The sequence below is a fragment of the Natrialba aegyptia DSM 13077 genome (assembly GCF_000337535.1).
Classification (GTDB): Archaea; Halobacteriota; Halobacteria; order Halobacteriales; family Natrialbaceae; genus Natrialba; species Natrialba aegyptia.
The window spans coordinates 530,170-551,664 of sequence record NZ_AOIP01000031.1; the positions used below are offsets into that span (position 1 = coordinate 530,170).

The window sequence follows — 21,495 nt, forward strand, 5'->3', positions numbered from 1 at the left end:
GAAACCGAGGACCGAGTAGCAGTAGTCGGTAATACGGCTTCGTCCTAGACCAGTGAGATCACGATAACGACACTACCGCCACTACCAGCAAGAATACCGACCCCACGTGCTAGTCGCTCACCCCACGAAACGGTCCGTTCGAGCGAGAGCACAACCGCGATGAGCGCCATCCAAACGATATTCATCGAGCCCACGATCACCATGAATGCGAACAGCGCCCAGCAACACCCAACACAGAAGACGCTGAACTGCCAGCTCATCCGGACGGCACCACGGACCCCAGGCCGGTGATGGCCCAGGAGGAACCCGATCGGTGACCGACAATACCGCAGACACCGGTATTTGTATGGTGAAAGCTGGTACCCAGATAAGAGTAGCAACGATCCACCCATCAGGAGCCCGCCGTAGGCGTTCGCGAGGCTGGCAATCGGTACCAGCGCATTGACCACAAGCGGGACGATACCTGTCAACGTCCAAGCGAGTGCGTACGTCCCGATAAACGCCCCGACTCGTGTTGCTTTCCCCGCGGCCGTCGTCCCCTCGAGCGTCTCGGCGTATAGCCGGAAGAGCGGGACCGACGACGGGTACATCATGGCGACCATCATCACCCCCCACATGAGCAGGTACAGGCTGATACCAGTCGCGCCGTTCGAGAGCGCCATCGCCTCCGGTGCTCCCGGGTCGGACATGTGCATTTGCATATCCATCTGTCCGCCAGGCATCGGGAGCCAACGACCGATAACCGCTGCCCACGCGAGCAGCGCGATTAGGTAGGTAACGAGCGCGACAATCGGGATGCGCCGGTAGGTAATTCGATCCCGGAGTGAGTCGCGTGTCCCCATGATTGATCGACTATATCGCTGTCCTACCGCCCTCAGGAGTTCGCCAATTCGAAGTCGCCGAGGTAGGCGTTGTTTCCGGAGACGTCCCACGTGAACTGGTCATCGTAGGAGACGGTGGCCGTGGTTGACTTCCCGGTCTGTACCTCCGTGCTCTTCGTCAGTGGGTGGGGCGAGATCGTACCGACCTCCTCGTTGAATCCGACCGCACCGCTCGCGTCCATTTCGATGGCATCCCCGATCTCGACGGAGAAGTCCGCCCCGTTCCGCGAGAAGCTGATCGGAACGGTTGTAACGTCGGCGGATCGGACGTGCGTGTCAGCGACGGGTGCCCAGATGCCACCGGCGCGGCCGGAGTAGATGTCCTCGAGGGCCTCGCGCTGGTCGTCGGTAGCTGTCTCGTCGACGAATAACACGATGTCCCACTCCGTCTCGGGGGCGAACATGACCCCCTCATCGGTCGAAATGAGCATGCCGACATCTACTCCACTCAGGTCAACATCGCCGTAGTTTCCCTCCTCGATATGCCACGCCAGTGAGACGGTACAGACGTCATCGTCCGGCGGTTCCATCCATACACACTGGCATGCAACATCGCAGTTGCAGGCTTCGACGTAGTCTCCCTTGAGGATCCATTCTCGTGCCATTGACGAACACCGTGTGGTACGCCAGCAAGCACCATGATATAACTATCTAGTGAAACTATACCACCCGGTGAAACCGTTGGATTGACCACCTGTTCGCCTGCAGATGTACCTCGTCAGTAACCATGCGCGTACGGTATCTCGTTATCCCATGCTGACTACGGATTTCGTGACTATCTCTAGATACAGCAATCGTACTACTATCTACATCTACTGTTCGAATTAGGCGTCTGACGCCGCTTCCACCGTCTCGCGAACCGCCTCGACGCCCTCGTCGTGAGCGAGGTCGCCGACGACGATCACGTCCGCGTACTGGGCCATCGAGTGGGCCGACTCGTAGTCGTGGATGCCGCCGCCGTAGAACAGTGTCGCGTCATCGACTGCATCCCCTGCGGCTTCAACGACAGCCTCGTCGCCGAGCATCCCGGAATACTCGACGTAGACGATCTCCTGGCCAAACATCCGTTCCGCGACCTCGGCGTACGCGCCGACATCCTCGGCCGAGAGGTTGCAGTCGGCCTCGGTGTAAGTGGCCACGTCAGCCTCGGGGTTCATCACGATGTACGCCTCGGTTGTCGTCCGGTCCCAGTCGAGGCCGTTGTCGAGGCGAACCCACTCCTTGTGCGCGCCGGTGATCCAGAACGGCGACCCGGCGTTGAAGACGGTCGGGATGAGATACCCCTCGAGCGCCCGATTATCGATGACCACGTCGGGACTCGACGGCTCCTGATAGAGCGGTACGTCGTGTTCGGCACAGGCCTCGACGACGGCTTCCATGTTCTCCTCGGTGATACCCATCGTGCCGCCGACTTCGATCGCGTCGGTGCCGGTCGCACAGAGATCGCCGTAGGTGACACCCTCGGGGAGGTCCTTGTCGGGATCGATCTTGAGAATGTGGTTCCACTCGTCCCAGGGTGGAGCAGTAGTCATACCGCCCCGTTTCCCGAGAGTCGAGAAAAACGCTACGAAACGGTCAAGGCGCGGCGAATGCTGGTACGCGAGACCGTACCGCAGCCGTCCGATACCCGCTATAGTAGTCGCTGCACCCCGACCGACGACTACGGGATCGGCGCGCAACTCGTTGCAGTTGGCCCTATACTCAGATCCCTTGGCTCATCAGGTGACTGCGCAACACGTCCGCCTCCTTGTTCCCCGTCCCCGTATTGAGGATGACGACCGTCTCGTCGCCGCTGAACTCGCCGCGCTCTGCGAGTTCCCACGCGCCACTGGCCGCCGCCGCGGCGGTCGGAATCATCTCGAGCCCTTCGTGCTGGGCGACCTGCGTCGCCGCGTCCAGGATCTCTGTGTCGTCCGTCGCCACTGCGCCGCCGTCGCTCTCGCGGATCGCCTCGAGGACCCACGAACTCGCGCCGGGATCGGGAATTTCGATCCCGCCACAGATCGTATCCGGCGTCTCGACCGGTTCGTGTTCATCCCAATCTTCGTCGTAGGCCTCGACGATCGGCGCACAACCCGCCGACTGAGCCGCGTAGAAGCCGGGGAGTTCATCGGTGAGTCCGAGTTCAGTGAACTCTTGGGCGGCCTTGTACATGGCGACGAGGCCGACGCCCCCGCCGGTGGGGTAACAGATCGCGTCGGGAACCTCCCAGTCCAGCTGTTCGACGAGTTCGTAGTACATCGTCTTCGTGCCCTCGTGGCGGTAGGGGGTGACGAACGTCTGAAGGGGGTACCACTCGTCGTGTTCGGCGAGGCCTTCCTCGAAGGCGGCACCGGCGGCGTCGATCCGGCCGCCCACGACGTTCATGTCGCCGCCGTGGACGTTGACCATCGCCTTGTTCGTAAAGCCGGAGCGCGAGGGCAGATAGATGTGAGAGTCGAGTCCGGCGCGGCCGGCGTAGGCCGAGGCCGACTGGCCGGCGTTGCCCGCGGAGGCCAGAGCCACGTCGGTCGCGCCGTGTCGCAGTGCGGCGGTGACGGCGAGGGTCTGGCCGCGGTCCTTGAACGTCCCCGTCGGATTCCGTCCCTCGTCTTTGATGAGCACGCGTTCGACGCCCATTTCGTCCGCCAGTTTCGGGCAGTCGACGAGCGGCGTCGCGCCCTCGTCCATCGAAACGGCGCCATCGCGGGTGAACGGCAGCAGTTCCTCGTAGCGCCACAGCGACTCGAAGGGACGCGAGGAGAGCGTCTCGCGATCGAGCGCAGCGCCGAGAGCGTCGTAGTCGTAGGTCGGATCGAGGATGCCGTCGCAGTCGGCGTTAGGACACCGGTGGGTCGCCTCGTCGGAGTCGAAACGAGTGCCACAGTCGCGACACTCGAGGCCGGTAAAGGCGGCTGTCGTTTCGATACCGGCGTCCGTCCCCGCGCCGCCGTCCGTGACTGGCTTCCCGTCCGTCCCTGCGTCCGAATCGCGATCGGGGTCCGTCTCAGTCGTCATACCCAAGCGTTCGGCGCGTGAGACTAATGGCTTTCCTGTCCGTCGATGGAAGTGCACAGTGAACTCGCAACCGCTGGATCGGTGTGTAAACGGTGGTGCCGTGTGGTCTACTCGGCAGCCACAAGTACGAAGTACAATGAGAGTAGCGTCAGCGATCGAGTGTCGCGGCGGCGCAACTCAGTTGTCGCCGGTCTTCGACTGCCACTCGTAGTCACGTCGCTTTGCCGACTTGCCGAAGCCACACGAGGAACAAACCTTCTTTTTCGTGTGGTAGGACTTCTCTCCGCAGCGACGACACTTGGTGTGGGTCGTCTTGTTCTTCTTTCCTTGGCTCGGGGTTCCTGCACCAGTCATGGAGTGATCGAAACGACGTTATCGCCGCGTATAATGGTTGTGTCTTCGACCGACTCCGCAGTTGCCGGCTCGGTTTCGTCACTGTCGGCTGCGTTCGTCGCATCCTCGAGGACGAGGTTCATATGCTGATCGTAGCCGCCGAGTTCACCGACGTACTCGTCGCCACTCTTGAGTCGCACCGTAACTCGTTCGCCGAGTGACGCCTCGAGAACGTCAAGCGGTCGTCCACTCATACGAAAGAGCGCAGGTGATGGACACTTAATCGTACCGGTCCGAATCCGTCTCTTTCGCGCTCGAAACACCATTCAGGTAGCGCTGTCGCGGACGATTCTATTTCTGCACCGGTTCGGTCGGAAATATAATGTCGTAGCAACTGAAACGATTTACACACTGATCGTACAGCCGTCGTGCGATCAGGTATTCACTGGCTTTCAGTGGCGACTATAGCAACCGTGTTGTATCTAACTCAAACTGCTATTTCGTATATCGGCGACGAGACTCACCATGAGACGGAGAACGATTTTGCCCGGCGCTGCACCGGAGCATCCATCACGCTCTCCGGTTGCGGGTTGCTGGCGGACTCGTCTCGAGAAGTCGATCGCGGACGACGCCGTCGGCGCGCCCTATCTACCCGATCCAAACCGCTAAGTGGACACTCGTTGAGAGGCCGACTATGGGTGACAAGAAGTTCACGATCCTCGAGTTACACATCGACGGCGATCAGTTCGCACCGGGTGCGGTCAGCAACGCGCTCCCCTTTGGCGAGTCCGAACCAGAGCACGAACCCGGACCCGCGGAGGCAGACGAGGCGAGGGAACGCGAAGAGGCTGCAGCCATCGGAGACGAACCGGACGAGGGCGACGGCGGCTCGAGTTCAGGTGCCGTCGGTGCGCTCGTTGCGCTCGCGTTGCTCGTCGCTGCCGGTGTTGCGGTCAAGAAGTACCGAGGCGACGACGAGGCGGACTCGGAGTACGAGACGGAGACGGAACCCGACATCGTCGTCAACTGAACGCCAACTGAGCGGACCGAGCCGAACGCTTTTGCGCCTGCCACTCGTACCGACTCCCGTGAATCTTTATCGTAGCGCCCGGACCGTCGCCGGCGCATCCGGGACCGGGGACGACGCGATCGACTGGCAGTCCGCGGCCGACGCTGCGAAGGCGGCGACTGACCCCGGTTCGCTTTCGCTGAGTAGCGGCGAGCGCGAGGGCTACGCCCGCGACGTTCGGGAGGCCCGAAGCGCCGTGCAGACGGCCGCCGACGTCGAGTTCGACGTGCCGGAGACCATCGAGATCCAGAACCGCCACCACTGGATCGACGCCAACGTCGCCACCTTCGAGCGCGTGATGGGAACGCTCGAGACCCACACCGAGACGTTCCCCGGCGTCGCCCGCACGATCAACACGGGGACGATGACCGTTCTTCTCGCCTTTCTCGGCCGCAACGTTCTGGGTCAGTACGACCCGCTCTTGCTCGCGGAGACGCCCGCCGACGACCACGCGCTGTACTTCGTTCGGCCGAACATCCTCAACGCCGCCGACGTGCTCGATGTCGATCCGGACCGGTTCCGGCGCTGGATCGCCTTCCACGAGGTGACCCACGCCGCCGAGTTCGGTGCCGCGCCGTGGCTCTCCGACCACCTCGAGGCGCGCATGGAGTCGGGCATCGCCGCCCTCTCGGACGGCTCGTTCGACCGCGACGCGTTCCGCGACCTCGACGCCGCGATGACCGTCGTCGAGGGCTACGCCGAACTCTTGATGGACCACGCCTTCGACGACGAGTACGCGGATCTCCGGCGAAAGCTCGACGCTCGCCGGCAGGGTCGCGGACCGCTGCAGAAACTCTTCCGACGACTCCTCGGTCTCGGCCTCAAACAGCGCCAGTACGAACGCGGCAAGCAGTTCTTCGAGCACGTCATCGCCGTTCGCGACCTCGAGACGGCCAGCCTGGTCTGGGATCGGCCCGAGAACCTGCCGACCCACGATGAACTCGATTCGCCGGGGCTGTGGATCCAGCGGGTCGAACGCTGAGTCGGGCTGTACTCGACTGTCGGGACGCCGGCCGCCGGCTATTGCACGATCCAGTGAAGATACCACAACAGGACGCTTCCGGCTACCAGGCACCCGAGAATCACCGCTCCAGCGGTTAGCAGCGATGCGCCGCCCTGTAACGCCATCGTGCCGCCAGACAGTCCCACTAGCAGGACGAACGCGGCTCCGAGCTGTCTGAGGCGGCGCTGATTCCCCTCGTTCGAATCGGAGCGCGGCCCGCGTCGCCGGCTCATACCTCGTCCGCGGTACTCACGTGCATCGACACGAATTCCCACCCGCGGTCGGTCGTTTCCGTTTCCGTTTCCGTTTCCGTCTCCGCCTCCGCGTCCGTCTCACGCTCGGACGCAGCCTCGCGTTCGGTCCCCGTAGGCGCTCCGTCCGCCTCGGTATCGCCCGTCGCCGAGTTCACGATCAGCGTGCCGCTCCAGCGCGTCTCGAACTGTCGGCGCTTGCCGGTTTCAGTGTCCGTCCACGCCATCGCGACCTCGTCGGCGAACGTCGCACAGGAATCGCGTTCGGTGACGACGAGGTGTGAACTCTCGATCGTCCACTCCGCGGTCGTTTCGGTCTGCTCGCGGAGGGCAGCCCCGATGTCGTCGTGACCGAACAGCGCCTCGCTGATGGCGAACTTGACCGTGGAATCGCTCCGCCGAAAGTACGGCACGAGCGGATCGCCGTCACGAAGCGCGTCGTAGTAGTCTCGGATCGTGGCCTCGGCGCTCGCGGTCATGGTTCGTTTCTCGTTCGTCCTGTCGAAGGCCGGTCTCAAAGGCGCATCGGATGACCGCAGGGTGCCCGCCGCTGGCGCTACCGTCCCGTCGAACTACATAAACCCGCGATCGACCGCGTCCGTTTCGATCAACTCGTCGAGTTCGGCGTGGAGCAACTCGTCGGCTTCTTCGAAGCGGTCTGCGAGGTCGTCGAGTTCGTCCGGGCGGTCGTACTGGTCGTACTCCATCGGACCGAACGCGGGACTCTCCAGGGCGTCCATGACGTCGTCGAAGAGATCCTGGGGTCGCGTCGGCGCGTCCGAGTGCGTCTCGAGAACGGTCTGGAGGCGTTTCGAGACGGTTTCGGCCTGGTCCTCGTCCTCGGGTGGCGACTGGACGGCGAAGCGACCCCCCGACTCTTCTCGGGGCATGAACGAGCCGATTTCGTCGTCGAGATTGCGGGCGACCTGCGTCCCGACGCCGCGGACCTCGTAGGGGTTTTTCGCGTACGTCTTGAGAAAGAAGACGCCGGCGCGGGGATGCGCGAGGTACATGTCTTCGCCGACGCCGCCGGCCCGGTCGCCGGCAACTGCACGCCAGTCTTCGGGGTCGACGTTCCGTTCGGTGACATCCTCGAGTACGTCCTGCCACTCGCGAATCCGCATATCTCACCGTTGGAACGCGAGGCGAATGAACGTATCGGTCCCGGTGAGCGTCGGGGATCAAAAGGAATACAGTGGTTCCGCAGTCAGGGCAGGTAAGATTCGGCATGGACAAGATATCCGCTCGCGGTCGTACGGTCATCGAACTATTTCGCGCGCGGCCGGTCTCGAGTTCACTTCTCTCGGTCGTTCCGCTCGTCCTCGCGGTCGGGCAACTCTGGAATAGTTACGTCAACGACGTGTCTCCGCTCATCGCGGTCGGATTCACGCTCGCGATGCTCGGATTCACCGTCGTCGCACTGGGCCATCACGCAGCCGCGTATCGGCTCTGGCGACTCGAGTCGGGCGTCGAGCGACAGGGGACCGGCTCTCGAGGCCCGTTCTGACGCTGGGTGTTGTGGTTCTGATGGATATCTGGCGACTGAATTGTGACGTGGTGAGTGTGCGGTGAGTGCGGACCCGTCACCGTTCCCGTCCCCGTCCTGAACTCGTACCGTGCCCTCGTTTTCGTCCCCGATCGCGACCGATAGCGTTTTTGATCGTTCGGCCCCTGATAGATAGCCGTGCACGTACGCGGAACTGTCGCGGGTGACGTCGAGGTGCGGACAGTGTCGACGAGCTACGGCGAGAGCGAACTCGCCGAGGTCCCGGTTCGACTCGCCGTCGAAAGCGACCACCTCGACGACGTAACGGCGACCACCTCGCCGTTCGATGCGGCTGAGACGGAGACCGATGGTGGGACGCTCAGCGACGGTGCCGCTCGCGCAGCTGACCCGACCACGATCACCCTCTGGAACAAGTGGACCGAATCCGCCGAACTGCTCGAACCCGGGATGGAACTGCTCGTCACCGACGCCGAGGAAGACGAGTTCAGGGGCGAGCAGCGGTACGCGACGACCGGCGATTCATACGTCGTCGTCGCGCCGAGTTTCCACGTCAACGTGACGGCGATCCGCAGCTGGGTGGAGTGTCCGCGCCTCTACTATCTGAACAAGCTCTCCGGCGTTCCGCTCAACTACCCGGTCGTGAAGGGGACGCTCGTCCACGAGGTCTTCGGTGACCTGCTGCGCGGGCGCGATCTGGAGGAATCCATCGACGCCCGCGTGGAAGAGCGCGGGCTCGAACTCGGGTTGCTCGGCGAGACGGCCGACGCGGTCGCCGAGGACGTTCGAGAGAACGCGACGGCGATCGAGGGCTGGCTCGAGCAGGGTCGCCTGACGGCGGAGAACGAAGAGACGGCTGTGACAGCCGACGACGACTCGGAGGCGGCGTTTACGCCCGCGGAGAGTAGCTGGCGGTCCGAGCAACTGCTCATCAGCGAGACCTTCGGCATCCGCGGGCGCGCCGACGCCGTCCGCCGCGGCGCGCCGGTCGAACTCAAGACCGGCAAGAACCTGAAAAAGGAGCCGCGGTTCAAGGACAAGGTGCAGGCCGCCTGCTACGCGCTCTTGCTCGAGGAACACGGCGGCGACGTCGACACCGGTACCCTCCTCTACACCAAGAATTCGGCACTCGACCGCAACGAGGAGACCGGCGATCTCACCCCCGCAAAGGAGTTCTCGATGGGCGACGGCCTCCTCAAGTTCGTCGTCCGCCTGCGCAACGAACTCGCCGCGATGGAGGTTTCGGGAGACGTACCGACCGGCTACGAGGGCTCGGCCAAGTGCGAGTACTGCTTCGAGCAGGACACCTGCATGGTCGTCTCGGGCCGCCTCGACCAGGAGTCGAAGGCCGGCCAGATCGGCCAGGCGCTCCCCGCCGCGGAACGCGAGTACTTCGAGCGCTTCTACCGCGCCATCGAGGCAGAACGGCGGGCGGTCCACCGCGAGTTCGCCAAACTCTGGGAGCAGGACGCCCAGGAGCGGGCCGACGACGACCGCGCGCTGATCGACCTCGCGTTCCTCGAGAGCACCGAACTCGCGGAAGGCCGCTGGGAACTCCGCGCGCGTCGAACCGGCGGTGCGACATCGAAACTCCGAGAAGGGGACCTGGTGCTCGCGAGCGACGGCCACCCCGTTCGCGGCAGCGCTGAACTCGCCCGCATCGAACGGTTGGACGAGGACGAGATCCTGCTCACGGCGGACGAGCCGGTCGAAGTCACCAGGCTGGACGTCTATCCCTCCGAACTCACGACCGATCGGCTCCTCGCCGCGTTACACGATGCGCTCCTGAAAGGGGACGAGCGCCAGAAGGACGTGCTGTTCGATCGCGCCGAGCCCGAGTTCGAGCCGCTCGAAGAGACGTTCATCCCGAACAACGACGCCCAGGACGAGGCCGTGCGGAAGGCCGTCGGTGCGGACGACTGCGCGCTGATCCACGGGCCGCCCGGCACGGGCAAGACGTACACCATCGCTCGCGCGATCCGCGCGATGGTCGAGCGCGGGGAGCGCGTCCTTCTCTCGGCGTTTACGAACCGCGCGGTCGATAACGCCTTAGAGGCGCTGCTCGACCAGCTTGACGGAGTGATCGAAGAAGAACGGATCGTCCGCGTCGGCTCCGAGAGCGGCGTCCGCGAGGACATGCAACCCTACCGGCTCGATCGAGCGGGTGAACCCGGCGAGCGCGCCGCCACGCTGCAGAACGCACAGGTCGTCGCGGCGACGACTGCGACCTGCGGCTCGCGGGTCATGAAAGAACAGCGTTTCGACGCGGCGCTGGTCGACGAGGCCGCACAGCTCACCGAGCCCGGCACGCACGCGGCGATCAACCTCGCGGATCGGTTCGTTCTGGTCGGCGACCACGAGCAGTTGCCGCCGGTCGTCCAGTCCGAGGGAGGGACACGACGCGTCTCGAGCGGTGCGAACGGCGACGAGCCCCGCGCGGCGGACCTCACCGAATCGCTGTTCGAACGGCTCGTCGATCGCTACCCTGAGGCGGGCGTCATGCTCACCAAGCAGTACCGAATGAACCAGCGCATCCAGGCGTTCGCCTCGCAAGAGTTCTACGACGGCAAGCTCCGCCCTGCGACCGGCGACGTTGCGGGACGGACGCTCGACGATCTCTCGGGCGTCGCCCGCGAAGATCTGCCACCTGAACTCCGGGATGCCGTCACGTTCGTCGATGTCGACGGCGACGGCAGCCGGTACACGGACGGCGAGGAAGCGGCTCGCATCGCGGAGATGGTCGAAGAGTACCGGGCCGCCGGCCTCGACGCTGCGGATATCGGCGTCATTGCGCCGTTTCGCGCGCAGGTCTCGGAGCTGTCGAAGCACGTGCCGGAGGAGGTCGCGGTCGATACGGTCGACCGGTTCCAGGGCTCGAGTCAGGAGGTCATCATCGTCTCCTTCACCGCGACGGATTCGCTCGAGGGACCGATCTTCGAGGACTACCGGCGGATCAACGTCGCGCTGACGCGTCCGAAGCGCGCGCTCGTCCTCGTCGGCGACGCGAACGCGCTCGCGACCGACCCGGTCTACTCGCGGATGCTCGAGTGGGCGCGACGCTGACTGACGTTCCGGCGAAGACGGCCGGTGAACTCAGTCGCAGTCGCAGTGGTCCCGCCCTCGGTTCCCCTCTATCTTTACCGCGGTCGGCAGTGTGGATCTCCTATGCCCGATCGGAGCATCCGGAACCCGGTACCGCGCCAGCGTCGCCCCAGCGCCCGCGCCGTCGTCCAACTCGTCACCGCCATCGCGCTCGTGTCCATCGCGACCGGCGTCCTCGCCATCCTCACGCAGCCAGCGCTTCAGACCGGCGGCCCGCTCGGTGCGCTCCGGTCGGTCGCCGAGTTCAGCGGCACGCTGCTCGGGTTCGCCCTGCTGGTCACCGCCTGGGGGATGCGCCGGGGCTATCGGCTCGCGTACCTGGCCGCGTCGGTCCTCGTCGTCCTCGTGGCCGCCCACGGTATCGTCCAGTCGCGGTTGCTCTCGGTTCCGCTGGTCGTCCTTTCGATCGGCGGGCTCGTCGTCCTGGCCGTCACGAGCGCCCGGTTTACTCGCTCGAGTTCACTGACGCCGACGCAACTCGGCAGCCTCGTCGCGATCGTCGGCGTGTGCTGTTACGGCATCGCCGGCGCGTACACGCTTCGACACGATTTCAGCGAGTTACACACCGTGGTCGATGCGACCTACTTCACCATCGTGACGGTGAGCACGGTCGGCTACGGCGACGTGCACGCGACGAGCGAGGCCGGTCGGCTGTTCGCTATCTCGCTGGTCCTCCTCGGACCGGCGACCGTCGCCGTCGCCGCCGGGAGTCTGTTCGGCCCGATTCTCGAGGCGCACCTTCGGCGGACCGGCCGGCGAGCGGCGGCCCGGGGTCGCTCGACCGCCTCGCGCGAGCGCATCGTCGTTCTCGGGGCCGCCGAACCGGTCGCCGGTGTCGTCGACGAACTCGCGACGCGGGAGTCGTCGGTCCTCGTCGTCACGGCGGATGAGAACGCTGCGCTTCTGGCACGAGAGCGCACGGATGTACAAATCGTCGTCATTACCGACGAGGCGGCGGGCGGGACGCTCGAACGGGCCGGCGCGGATGTCGTTATTTCACCCGAACAGTTGGTGACGAACGCGGCGGTCGACGCGGCGCTCGGAACGGAATCGGACGACGATTACGCCTCGTCGCTCGCGTCGGCGGCTTCCCACAGCGGATAGAGGTCGTCCTGAACCGGTTCCGTGATCGTCTCGTCGCCGAGCTCGAGCGCCGGGCCGGCGTCGGCTGCGGGCTCGCGAACGGTGCCGATCGATTCGGCCTCGATACCCGCCGCCGCGAGTTCGGCGAGGCAGTCCGCGGCCGAGTCCGACGAGACGGTCGCGAGAAGCGCCCCGGAGCCGAAGATGCGGAGCGGGTCGACGCCCGCGGCCGCACACAATTCGGCGGTCTCCTCGCGGACCGGAATCGCGTCCGGATCCACGTCGAGACGGACGCCGGACGCGCGAGCGAGTTCGACGAGCCCGGCGGCGACACCCCCTTCCGTCGGGTCGTGCATCGCCGTCGCGAACTCGCGGACGATACGGGCGTCGGGAACGACGCTGATCTCGTCGAGGAACGACGCGGCGCGGTCGCAAACCGCACCTTCGACGCCGAGTTCAGCGCCGAAGTCCGCCGCGAGAACGGCAGTTCCTTCGACGCCGGCGGCTTTCGTGACGATGACGCGGTCGCCGGGGGACGCGCCGCCGGTCGGGATGAACTCGGCGGCGGCACCCATGGCGGTCAGCGAGACGAGCGGGCGGGTTAACTGATCGACGTACTCGGAGTGGCCGCCGACGATCGATGCGCCGACTTCGCTGGCGGCGGCATCGAGACCGGTCGTGATCGTTTCGATCGGGACGCTCTCGTCGGGAAGCAGGATGACGACGGTGAGCCAGCGCGGGTCCGCGCCCGAGGCGGCGATATCGTTGCAGGCGACGTAGACGCCGAGCGAGCCGACCTGCGACGCCGCGAGGGAGATCGGATCGGAACTGACGACGAGGTCGCCGCCGGGCCAGTCGATGGCGGCGGCGTCCTCGCCGTTTGCGGGGCCCTGCAGGATCGTTTCGTCCGCGTCGGCCCCCGTCCGATCGAAGACGTGTGCGAGCAGCTCGTCCGGAGACACCTTGCCGGGCATGTCACGAACTGGGAGGATCGGGGGTTTGTACCTGTCGCTGTTGACAGTCGAGGGCTGTTGAACGGACGGGGTTCCGACATCCCGGTGAGTGACCGGTGAGTGACCGGTGAGTGACCGGCGACACGGAGCAGGTGCTAGGACGCGTCGTCGGGTGCCAGCACGTCCATCGTCCGCTCGATATCCTCCCGGTCGGCCCCGCGCGGGAAACTGACGGCGACCGAATCGACGCCCTCGACCGCCTCGTACCGGGAAACCTGCTCTCGCACCGTCTCGGGGTTGCCAGCGGCACAGAGGTCGTCCAGAATCGCCTCGTCGACGAGTTCGAGTGCGCGCTCGCGCTCGCCGTTCTGCCAGGCGTCGTGGATGTCGGCGGCTTCGTCGTACCCCTGGCGCTCGAGCGCGTCGCGGTAGAAGGTGCCCATGCCGCCGACGTAGAACGCCGTGTGCTGGCGCGCGAGTTCGCGAGCGCGCTCGGCGTCCTCGAGCGCACAGCACGTGACGCCGGTCGTGACCTGCACGTCGTCGGGGTCGCGGTCACCGAGTTCAGCGCCGCGTTCGATGTCGTCGATACGGTCCGAGATGCCCTCGGGCGTGAGCATGATGCCGTGCCACCCGTCGGCGAACCGACCGGCGAGCTCGACAGCTTTGGGTCCCATACCCGTCACTTCGACGGGCGGAGTGGGGTCCGGCGGCGCAGAGCGCAGTCGAAAGCCCGACAGACTGAACTCGTCGCCGTCGTATTCGACCGGTTCGCCCGCGAGCACTTGCTTGACGATGTCGACGGTTTCTCGCGTTCGCTTGAGCGGGTTGCCGTACGCGACGCCGTGCCAGTTTTCGATCACGACGGGGCCGCTCGGTCCGAGACCGAGACGAAAGCGGCCGTCGGAGACTTCCTGGAGCGTCGCCGCCGTCTGACCGAGTAGTGCGGGTGAGCGCGAGTAGGTGTTGACGATGCTCGTCCCGATGTCGATCGTCTCGGTTCGTTCGGCGATTGCGGTCAGAACCGTCACTGCATCTCGCCCCCAGGTTTCGGGGAGCCAGGCGCAGTCGTACCCACCGGCTTCGGCTGTCTGAGCGTACTCGACGAGCGAATCGACGCTCGGCTGGGCGGCGACCGGCAGGTGAACGTCTCTGTCAGTCATCATTGATCATAGACGAAGGACGGCTTTTTGAGTGTATGGGAACTGCTGACGATAGCGAGCGGGGTTTAGCCAACGCTCGCTCGCAGAACCACGAGCGAAGACACCGCCAGTAGCACCGTCAACCCCTCAGATCTCGCGGTCCTCGCTGATCTGCGGCACGCCTTGGACGGTAATCGTCTCGCCGACGACGTACGACGATGCCGGACTGGCGAGGAACTGGGCGACGTCCGCGATCTCTTCGACGGTACCGATGCGGCGCGCGACCGCCTCGCGGTCGATGTTCTCCGCGGAGACACCCATCTGGCTCTCGACGCCCGGCGTCGCGACAAACCCCGGCGCGATGCAGTTGACGCGCACGTCGTCGTGGGCCCACTCGTAGGAGAGCGTCGTCGTGAGGTTGACGACCGCGGCCTTGGCCGCCCCGTAGGGGCTCATCAGCGGCGAACCGCGCTGGCCGGCCACGCTCGCGAGGTTGATGACCGAGCCACCGCCGTCCTTGAGGTGCTCGGCCGCCGCGTGCGTACAGTTGTACGTGCCGTGGAGGTTGATATCCACGATGGTCTTCCAGCCGTTCGGTGACACGTCGTCGAAGTCGGCCATGAACGACGCGCCGGCGTTGTTCACCAGCACGTCGAGTTCACCGAACTCGTCGACGGTCGCCTCCACGAGTGCCTCGACGGCCTCGCGGTCGGTCACGTCGCATTCGACGGCCAGCGCCTCGCCGGGGCGCTCGCTTTCGGTGATCGCCGCCGCGACCGGGTCGACGTTGCCCTGCTCGCGCGAGCAGAGGACCACGTCGACGCCGTCCGCGGCGAACCGCTCGGCGATCGCCTTCCCGATGCCGGAAGAAGAGCCGGTCACGAGCGCGACGTCGCCGTCGACGCCGAACTGCGTTGTGCTCATACGCGACCACCCGACTGCCGTTGTTTTCCTACCATTGTTAGCAACGATATGTGGTAGGCAGACATTGTTAATAAAAGTAGGCAAACAACCCGCACTGTTAAGTGTTGCCGCCGGGAGTCACGATCACACGGCGGCCCGAGTTCACCGCCGACGGAGCACCTGTGGATGACAGCACCGATTCGCGACACGAGTGCGGACGAGTGGAGAGAGCGACATGAGACGAACCGAGCGACGGGGACGGCACGGGTACGGTCACGGGAGCGGGGAGCACGCCGGGAGATGGGACGATGAGTGACGAAGCCGCCAGTACCGACTCCGGCGTCAACGGACGGCGGGAGAGAACGAACAGGGACTGGCAGGCCGTCTTCTGGGATATCGGCGGCGTCATCCTCGAACTCGAGTCCGTTCGGGCCGCTCACGCGACCGTCATCGAGGAGTTCGTCGAGCGGAATGAACTCGACATGTCGACCGCGGAGGCAGTCGAGACCTGGCGGTCAGCCGTCGGCGAGTTCTTCCGCGAACGCGACGGGACCGAGTTCAGAGCGGCCCGGGACGGCTACGCGAAGGGGTTCGAGGCGGTCGCGGGCGAGTCGCTTGCGACGGGGGAGTGGCGACCGGCATTCGAGGAAACGGTCCGGTCCGCCATCGAACCGGTTCCGGGTGCCGTCGAGGCGATCGAACGACTCGCCGCGCGAGACCTTCACGTCGGCGTCATCAGCGATGTCGACGACGACGCCGGCCGGGAGATGCTCGCCCAGTTCGGCGTCCGCGAGCGGTTCGATTCGATTACGACCTCCGAGGAAGTCGGACGCACCAAACCCGATCCCGAAATCTTCGGGACGGCGCTCGAGAAGGCCGGCGTCGACCCGGATCGGGCGCTGATGATCGGCGACCGGTACGACCACGACGTGAAGGGTGCCGACGAGGCGGGGATGCACGGGGTCGCGTTCGGGGCTGCCGACGGGCCGGCGGTCGCCTACCGGATCGCGTCGCCGCTCGAAGTGCTCGAAATCGTCGCTGAGGAGGCCCCTGGGAAGTGAACATTGTAAGTCTCTTTTCGCGGCGTAACTATTTTCGTTAAGAAGAACGACGGTGGTCGTACCGACAATGTCGAGCGCAACCAGCGATTCGATATCCGCACGCGTACCGGTCGCCGAGAACGACGCTTCGCTTCCCGAAACGACCGCGCGAGCGCCATGAGCGACACCTACTACGAGCGCCTCGTCGACGAGGACGCACTGGTTGCCTACCTCTCCGACCACCTCGAACCCGTCGAGGACTACGAGATCAGCCGCCACCAGGAGGGCCACTCGAACGAAACCCTGTTCGTCACCTGGGGCGATCGCGAACTCGTCATCCGTCGCCCGCCGCCGGGCGAGACCGCGGACACCGCACACGACGTATTGCGCGAGTTCCGCGTGACGGACGCCGTCGCCGACACCGACGTTCCCGTTCCCGAACCCGTGCTCGCCTGCGACGACCACGACGTCATCGGCAGCGACTTCTACGTCATGGAGCACCTCGAGGGGGACGTGCTCCGGGAGGGCGAGCCGACACGATTCGCCGACCCCGAGCACCGCGAGCGGATCGGCGAAGAACTCGTCGACACGCTGGCGTCGATCCACGGCGTCGACTACGAGGCCGTCGGACTCGACGAGTTCGGTCGGCCGGCGGGCTACACCGACCGGCAGGTCGAACGCTGGGGTCAGCAACTCATGTGGGCTTTCGAGGTGACGGCCGACGAGCGCGAGGTGCCCGCCCTCTACGAGGTCGGCTCCTGGCTGCAGGAACACGTACCCGAGTCACACCCCCACACGCTCGTCCACGGCGATTACAAGCTCGATAACGTGGTGTTCGGTCCCGACGAGCCGCCCGAGCTGATCGGCGTCTTCGACTGGGAGATGGCCACGCTCGGCGATCCGCGGGCCGACCTGGGCTGGATGCTCTCTTACTGGCGCGACGCGAAGGACCCCGAGCCGGCGATCCCGGAACTCACCAACCGGTTCATGGAGCGCAAGGGGTACTCGACTCGCCGCGAACTCGTCGCACGCTGGGAGTCACGGACTGGATTCGAGTTCGAACACGAGCGGTTCTACCGCGCGCTGGCGGTCTACAAACTGGCCGGACTCGGCGAGATGTTCTTCCGGCGGTATCTCGAGGGTAACAGCGACGATCCGATGTATCCGCAGATGGAAGACCGCGTTCCGGCGCTCGCCGCGCGCGCACAGCGGATTATCGAGGGCGACGAACCGCTCTAGGGGGTGGCATCGAGCGGTCGCAACGGGGACGACGGCGAATGGCGGCGATCATCCCTGCCACACCATCGTACAACTGTTATCTCGACCATTTTTAGCTTAACGATGGTAACCGCCGTCGGTGGAGTTAAGACGCTCCCAGCCGACGACACAGTCATGTCATTCGACAGCATCGACCGCGTCGCCGTCCTCGGCGCGGGGAACATGGGCCACGGTATCACCGAAGTGACCGCCATGGGCGGCTACGAGGTCACGATGCGCGACATCGAGCAAGAACTCGTCGACGACGGGTACGAGCAGATCGCCTGGAGCCTCGACAAACTCGAGGAGAAAGACCGGCTGGGCGAGTCCGCCGACGCCGTTCTCGACCGGATCGAGACGACCACCGATCTCGAAGCGGCAGTCGCCGACGCCGATCTCGTTATCGAAGCCGCTCCCGAAAACCTCGAGCTGAAACACGACATCTTCAGCGATCTGGAAGCGTTCACGACCGAGGACACGCTGTTGGCGACCAACACCTCGAGCCTGCCGATCACGGACATCGCCGAGGTCCTCGACTCCCCCGAACGGGTCCTCGGCCTGCACTTTTTCAACCCGCCGGTGAAGATGGACCTCGTCGAGGTCATCTACGGGCAGGAGACGACCGACGAGGTCGCGGACGCCGGCTACGAGTGGGTCGAGTCGATCGACAAGACGCCGATCTACGTCCGCAAGGACGTGCGCGGCTTCGTCGTCAACACCATCGTCGGCCCGTTCGGCGGCGAACCCGCGTTCATGGTCTCGGAAGGCGATGCGACCGTTCGCGAGGCCGACGCGACCATGGCCCACGAGCGAGGGTACCCGATGGGGCCGTTCGAACTCGCCGACCTGACCGGCATCGACGTGGGCTATCACGTCCGCAAGGAGGGCGGCAATCCGATCCCACCGATCACCGAAGCGAAGGTCGAGGCCGAAGAACTCGGTCAGAAGACCGGAAAGGGATTCTACGACTACGAAGACGGCGACGGCGCGGACTACCAGCCCGACGACGCGGGCGACTTCGACTGGCTCCGCGTCGAAGCGCGCATGGCAAACCGCGCCGCGTTCCTCGTCGGCGAGGGCATCGCCACGCCCGAGGAGGTCGACACCGGCGTCCAGCTCGGCCTCGGCTTCCCCGAGGGCATCTGCCGCCGCGCCGACAAGCTCGGACTGGACGCCGTCCTCGAGAAACTCGAAACGCTCCACGAAGAGACCGGAGCCGACCGATTCGAACCGCACTCGTATCTCGAAGAACTCGTCTCCGAGGGCAACACCGGCGAGGACGCCGGCGCGGGCTTCTACGAGTACGACGGAGACGACGGCGCGCTCGACTCCTACCACAACATCAACGTCGAACTGGAGGAGGGCGTGCTCGCAATCGAACTCGACCGCCCATCGCGGATGAACGCCATCTCGAACGACCTCCTCGCCGAACTCGACGACCTGCTCTCGACGGTCGACACCGACGACGTGCGCTGTGTCACCGTCGAGGGCGTCGGCGACCGCGCGTTCAGCGCCGGGGCCGACATCACCGGTTTCGGCGGCGCGGACCCGACCGACGTGATGGACGTAACGCCCGCCTTCGAGACGGTCAACGACTTCCCGCGACCCGTCGTGGCCAAGATCGACGGCTACTGTCTCGGTGCCGGCCTCGAACTCGCACTCGCCTGCGACCTGCGACTCGCCACCGAACGGTCCTCCTTCGGCGCTCCCGAGATCGGGCTCGGACTGATCCCCGGCGGCGGCGGCACGCAGCGACTCCTGCGGGTTCTCGGCGAGACTCGCGCGAAAGAACTCGTCTTCCGCGGCAACCACATCGACGCCGAGCGCGCCGAAGAATGGGGGCTGATTAATCGTGCGGTCGACCGCGACGAGTTCAGCGACGCGGTTGCGGACTTCGTCGACGACCTGCGAAACGGCCCGCCGATCGGTCTCAAGGTGGCAAAGAAGGTGATGAACGAGGGCGAGGATGCGAGTCTGGAGGCTGCGCTCGCGATGGAGAGTCAGGGCTTCGGGCTCCTGTTTACGACCGAGGATATGCGCGAGGGGACGGCCGCCTTCGCCGAGGATCGAGAGCCCGAGTTCAGCGGCGAGTAGTGCCCGTCGGCCGTTCGACACTCAGACGGGCTGCTGTACCGATACCGATTTCTCGGCACAACCCAGGACGGGGTCGCAACTTCGCCGGCACTGGCTGACAGCAGTCCGTCTCACTCGGCGCTGTCGTCCTCGCCCAGGTCCTCGTAGATCCGCGGATCGGTTTTGAACTTGAGGACGTTGTGGACCGCCGAGTTTCGGACGTTCGCGATAACGTCGCCGTACTCCGTGTAACAGTCGTGAATCCACCGCGAGACCTGCTCGCGATTGCGGAACATCATCACCGTCTTCCACTGGTACTCGCCGTCGGAAAGGAAGAAAAACAGCGTGTGCTTGTCCCGCTTGATGTGCTCCATCGCATCCCGCCAGCGCTCGGCGAAGTTTTCGGCGTTGAACTTGAACTCGAACAGCGCGAAGATGTAGTACTCCTCGTTGGGGATGATCGCCTCCCGGAAGACGCCTTCGTCGCGCATCCGCCGGATGGACTCGCTGACGGTGACGTGTGACACGTCGATGTCGTACTCCTCCTCGAGTACCGTCGTCAGTTCCCGCGAGGACAGTTGTGGATCGTTCGAGAGTTCACAGAGGATCGCGATGTCGCGGTCTTTGAACTCCCAGTTCGGTGCATCGTCGGGCGTGGATTCGGGTGTCATTTGTAGTCGTCGATCGGTGTCGCCGTAAGTTCGGTTTGCAGTCGTCGGTGAGTACCGGCGCTGAACTCGACTGACCGGCCTACTACCGAGTTCAGTTCGCTGCAACTCGATGCCATCTGCTGTCAGTCGCTGCTCTGCCCCGGTCGTTCGTTCGAGTACTGTGTTTAGTTTCCATTGTAAAGTCAGTTTGGGAATGCACAGCTGACAGTACTGTGGGGTATTAGAGAAGGAATCAGAAATAATATTGGAAATCGATCGATCCTGAATAGGCGGTACTCTGTTCTATAATCCATATAATAGGGATATTTCTGGATGTGTTTATATACACTACATTATTTTGTCCGAATAGCATCAATATAAATATCCTCCTGTCTAGGCCGGATGATAAAGATCAGATAAATTTGTATTACTAGTAAATTATGAACCTGTGAGGCCACCATCAGCGTTCATTATTCTTGTCGGTGCCAACTCGCCGAACCTTCGACGGCGTCGTGCCGGAACGCCCTGATCTATTCTCGTAGCCTCCGCTCCGGAGACCTGCGCGACCACCGCCGCTGAACTCGCCAGCAGTTGTTCGCCGGTGCGACCGTCCGCGGTTCGCAATCGAACGGTTCCCTCGGGCGGAGTTTCGTCGCGTGCGGTCCTCGCTTCGCTGTCGCCACCGGCGCTGAAAGCGTTCTCCTCGTCGGTCGCGACGACGGCGTTCTCGTCGCGGACGCCTCCCGTCCGATTATTCCGCTGTCTCGGTTTTGATGAGGAACTTCATGTCGCCCTCGAAGACGACGGTGTCGTCCTGGTTCGTCATCACCGTATCGAGGACGACGAGACCCGCGTCGTCGCGGCTGCTCACGCCCTTCGTCTCCGTAACCTCGATGTCGAGCGAGAGGGTGTCACCGATGTAGACCGGGTTCGGCAGATCCATGTAATTCATCCCGAGGAAGGCAAATGCCGTGCGCTCGACGATGCCGGTGCGATAGACGAACCCCGTCGCCTGGACGAACGTCATCGGTCCGTGAGCGATACGTCCCTCGAAGGGGCCGTCCTCGGCATAGTCCTTGTTCGTATGCAGTTCCGTCCAGTCACCCGACAGCGCCGAATGCATGACGAAATCGGCTTCCGTGACGGTTCGGCCGACGCTCTCGAACTCCTGGCCCACTTCGAAGTCCTCGAAGTGGTGTGGCTCGTAACTGTATGCCATACGTAGACCTTCTAACCAACCCACAAATAGTTTAC

At 64.5% G+C, this 21,495-nt stretch carries 23 protein-coding genes; 9 read left to right on the forward strand and 14 right to left on the reverse strand.

Features of this window, described 5'->3' with window-relative positions:
* Positions 1-44: 44 nt before the first annotated feature.
* From C480_RS13730 to C480_RS13750, 6 genes are all read right to left on the reverse strand, one after another.
* Positions 45-842: a DUF2182 domain-containing protein gene (locus tag C480_RS13730; RefSeq protein ID WP_006666214.1), complete on the reverse strand. Its 798-nt coding sequence runs from the start codon at positions 840-842 to the stop codon at positions 45-47.
* A 32-nt stretch (positions 843-874) separates the two neighbouring features.
* Positions 875-1,486 (reverse strand): DUF1326 domain-containing protein, encoded by a 612-nt coding sequence (locus C480_RS13735; protein ID WP_083873381.1) that lies wholly within the window; start codon positions 1,484-1,486, stop codon positions 875-877.
* A 219-nt stretch (positions 1,487-1,705) separates the two neighbouring features.
* Complete coding sequence (locus C480_RS13740; protein WP_006666216.1) at positions 1,706-2,413, reverse strand: phosphoglycerol geranylgeranyltransferase; 708 nt, start codon at positions 2,411-2,413, stop codon at positions 1,706-1,708.
* 169 nt (positions 2,414-2,582) lie between these two features.
* Entirely contained in the window at positions 2,583-3,788 is a 1,206-nt protein-coding gene (locus tag C480_RS13745; protein ID WP_049903715.1) for a threonine synthase, read from the reverse strand.
* 267 nt (positions 3,789-4,055) lie between these two features.
* Positions 4,056-4,232 (reverse strand): 50S ribosomal protein L37e, encoded by a 177-nt coding sequence (locus tag C480_RS22260; RefSeq protein ID WP_006108486.1) that lies wholly within the window; start codon positions 4,230-4,232, stop codon positions 4,056-4,058.
* Positions 4,229-4,465, reverse strand: coding sequence for an LSM domain-containing protein (locus C480_RS13750; protein ID WP_006666218.1), 237 nt, complete (start codon positions 4,463-4,465; stop codon positions 4,229-4,231). The genes C480_RS22260 and C480_RS13750 overlap by 4 nt, the downstream gene beginning before the upstream one ends.
* 271 nt (positions 4,466-4,736) lie before the next feature.
* Between C480_RS13750 and C480_RS23500 the strand changes: the two genes are divergently transcribed.
* From C480_RS23500 to C480_RS13760, 3 genes are read left to right on the forward strand one after another with little or no spacing between them, the layout of a single operon-like run.
* Positions 4,737-4,880, forward strand: a complete 144-nt coding sequence (locus C480_RS23500) for a hypothetical protein (RefSeq protein ID WP_161607009.1) — start codon at positions 4,737-4,739, stop codon at positions 4,878-4,880.
* A gap of 25 nt (positions 4,881-4,905) precedes the next feature.
* Entirely contained in the window at positions 4,906-5,241 is a 336-nt protein-coding gene (locus C480_RS13755; protein ID WP_006666219.1) for a hypothetical protein, read from the forward strand.
* Between the two features lie 58 nt (positions 5,242-5,299).
* A complete protein-coding gene (locus C480_RS13760; protein WP_006666220.1) occupies positions 5,300-6,262 on the forward strand; it encodes a zinc-dependent metalloprotease in 963 nt (320 codons plus the stop codon).
* Positions 6,263-6,300: 38 nt separating this feature from the next.
* On the opposite strand, the gene C480_RS13765 is transcribed toward C480_RS13760, so the two are convergent.
* From C480_RS13765 to C480_RS13775, 3 genes are all read right to left on the reverse strand, one after another.
* On the reverse strand, positions 6,301-6,516 hold the full coding sequence (locus C480_RS13765) for a hypothetical protein (RefSeq protein ID WP_006666221.1): 216 nt from the start codon (positions 6,514-6,516) through the stop codon (positions 6,301-6,303).
* The gene (locus C480_RS13770; RefSeq protein ID WP_006666222.1) at positions 6,513-7,013 is read right to left on the reverse strand and encodes a hypothetical protein; all 501 of its coding nucleotides are present in this window, start codon (positions 7,011-7,013) and stop codon (positions 6,513-6,515) included. The genes C480_RS13765 and C480_RS13770 overlap by 4 nt, the downstream gene beginning before the upstream one ends.
* 93 nt (positions 7,014-7,106) lie before the next feature.
* Positions 7,107-7,658, reverse strand: a complete 552-nt coding sequence (locus C480_RS13775) for a hypothetical protein (protein WP_006666223.1) — start codon at positions 7,656-7,658, stop codon at positions 7,107-7,109.
* A 104-nt stretch (positions 7,659-7,762) separates the two neighbouring features.
* On the opposite strand from C480_RS13775, the gene C480_RS13780 reads away from it, so the two are divergent.
* From C480_RS13780 to C480_RS13790, 3 genes are all read left to right on the forward strand, one after another.
* On the forward strand, positions 7,763-8,041 hold the full coding sequence (locus tag C480_RS13780) for a hypothetical protein (RefSeq protein ID WP_006666224.1): 279 nt from the start codon (positions 7,763-7,765) through the stop codon (positions 8,039-8,041).
* 177 nt (positions 8,042-8,218) lie between these two features.
* On the forward strand, positions 8,219-11,101 hold the full coding sequence (locus C480_RS13785; protein ID WP_006666225.1) for an AAA domain-containing protein: 2,883 nt from the start codon (positions 8,219-8,221) through the stop codon (positions 11,099-11,101).
* A 102-nt stretch (positions 11,102-11,203) separates the two neighbouring features.
* Positions 11,204-12,244, forward strand: coding sequence for an ion channel (locus tag C480_RS13790; RefSeq protein ID WP_006666226.1), 1,041 nt, complete (start codon positions 11,204-11,206; stop codon positions 12,242-12,244).
* Here C480_RS13790 and C480_RS13795 read toward each other — a convergent pair.
* The 3 genes from C480_RS13795 to C480_RS13805 form a co-directional block, all read right to left on the reverse strand.
* On the reverse strand, positions 12,202-13,197 hold the full coding sequence (locus C480_RS13795; protein WP_006666227.1) for an AIR synthase family protein: 996 nt from the start codon (positions 13,195-13,197) through the stop codon (positions 12,202-12,204). The genes C480_RS13790 and C480_RS13795 overlap by 43 nt on opposite strands.
* Positions 13,198-13,331: 134 nt before the next feature.
* Positions 13,332-14,339: a TIGR04024 family LLM class F420-dependent oxidoreductase gene (locus tag C480_RS13800; RefSeq protein WP_049903672.1), complete on the reverse strand. Its 1,008-nt coding sequence runs from the start codon at positions 14,337-14,339 to the stop codon at positions 13,332-13,334.
* Positions 14,340-14,465: 126 nt separating this feature from the next.
* The gene (locus tag C480_RS13805) at positions 14,466-15,242 is read right to left on the reverse strand and encodes an SDR family NAD(P)-dependent oxidoreductase (RefSeq protein WP_006666229.1); all 777 of its coding nucleotides are present in this window, start codon (positions 15,240-15,242) and stop codon (positions 14,466-14,468) included.
* 287 nt (positions 15,243-15,529) lie between these two features.
* Between C480_RS13805 and C480_RS13810 the strand changes: the two genes are divergently transcribed.
* The 3 genes from C480_RS13810 to C480_RS13820 all read left to right on the forward strand — a co-directional run bounded on the left by C480_RS13810 (position 15,530) and on the right by C480_RS13820 (position 19,612).
* Positions 15,530-16,282 (forward strand): HAD family hydrolase, encoded by a 753-nt coding sequence (locus C480_RS13810; RefSeq protein WP_006666230.1) that lies wholly within the window; start codon positions 15,530-15,532, stop codon positions 16,280-16,282.
* Positions 16,283-16,438: 156 nt separating this feature from the next.
* Entirely contained in the window at positions 16,439-17,500 is a 1,062-nt protein-coding gene (locus C480_RS13815; RefSeq protein ID WP_006666231.1) for a phosphotransferase family protein, read from the forward strand.
* 153 nt (positions 17,501-17,653) lie between these two features.
* Positions 17,654-19,612, forward strand: coding sequence for a 3-hydroxyacyl-CoA dehydrogenase/enoyl-CoA hydratase family protein (locus C480_RS13820; protein WP_049903717.1), 1,959 nt, complete (start codon positions 17,654-17,656; stop codon positions 19,610-19,612).
* A 110-nt stretch (positions 19,613-19,722) separates the two neighbouring features.
* Here C480_RS13820 and C480_RS13825 read toward each other — a convergent pair whose 3' ends face one another.
* Together C480_RS13825 and C480_RS13835 are read right to left on the reverse strand one after the other, a co-directional pair.
* Positions 19,723-20,262, reverse strand: coding sequence for an Lrp/AsnC family transcriptional regulator (locus C480_RS13825; protein WP_006666233.1), 540 nt, complete (start codon positions 20,260-20,262; stop codon positions 19,723-19,725).
* Between the two features lie 730 nt (positions 20,263-20,992).
* Entirely contained in the window at positions 20,993-21,460 is a 468-nt protein-coding gene (locus C480_RS13835; RefSeq protein ID WP_006666234.1) for a MaoC/PaaZ C-terminal domain-containing protein, read from the reverse strand.
* Positions 21,461-21,495 lie beyond the last annotated feature (35 nt).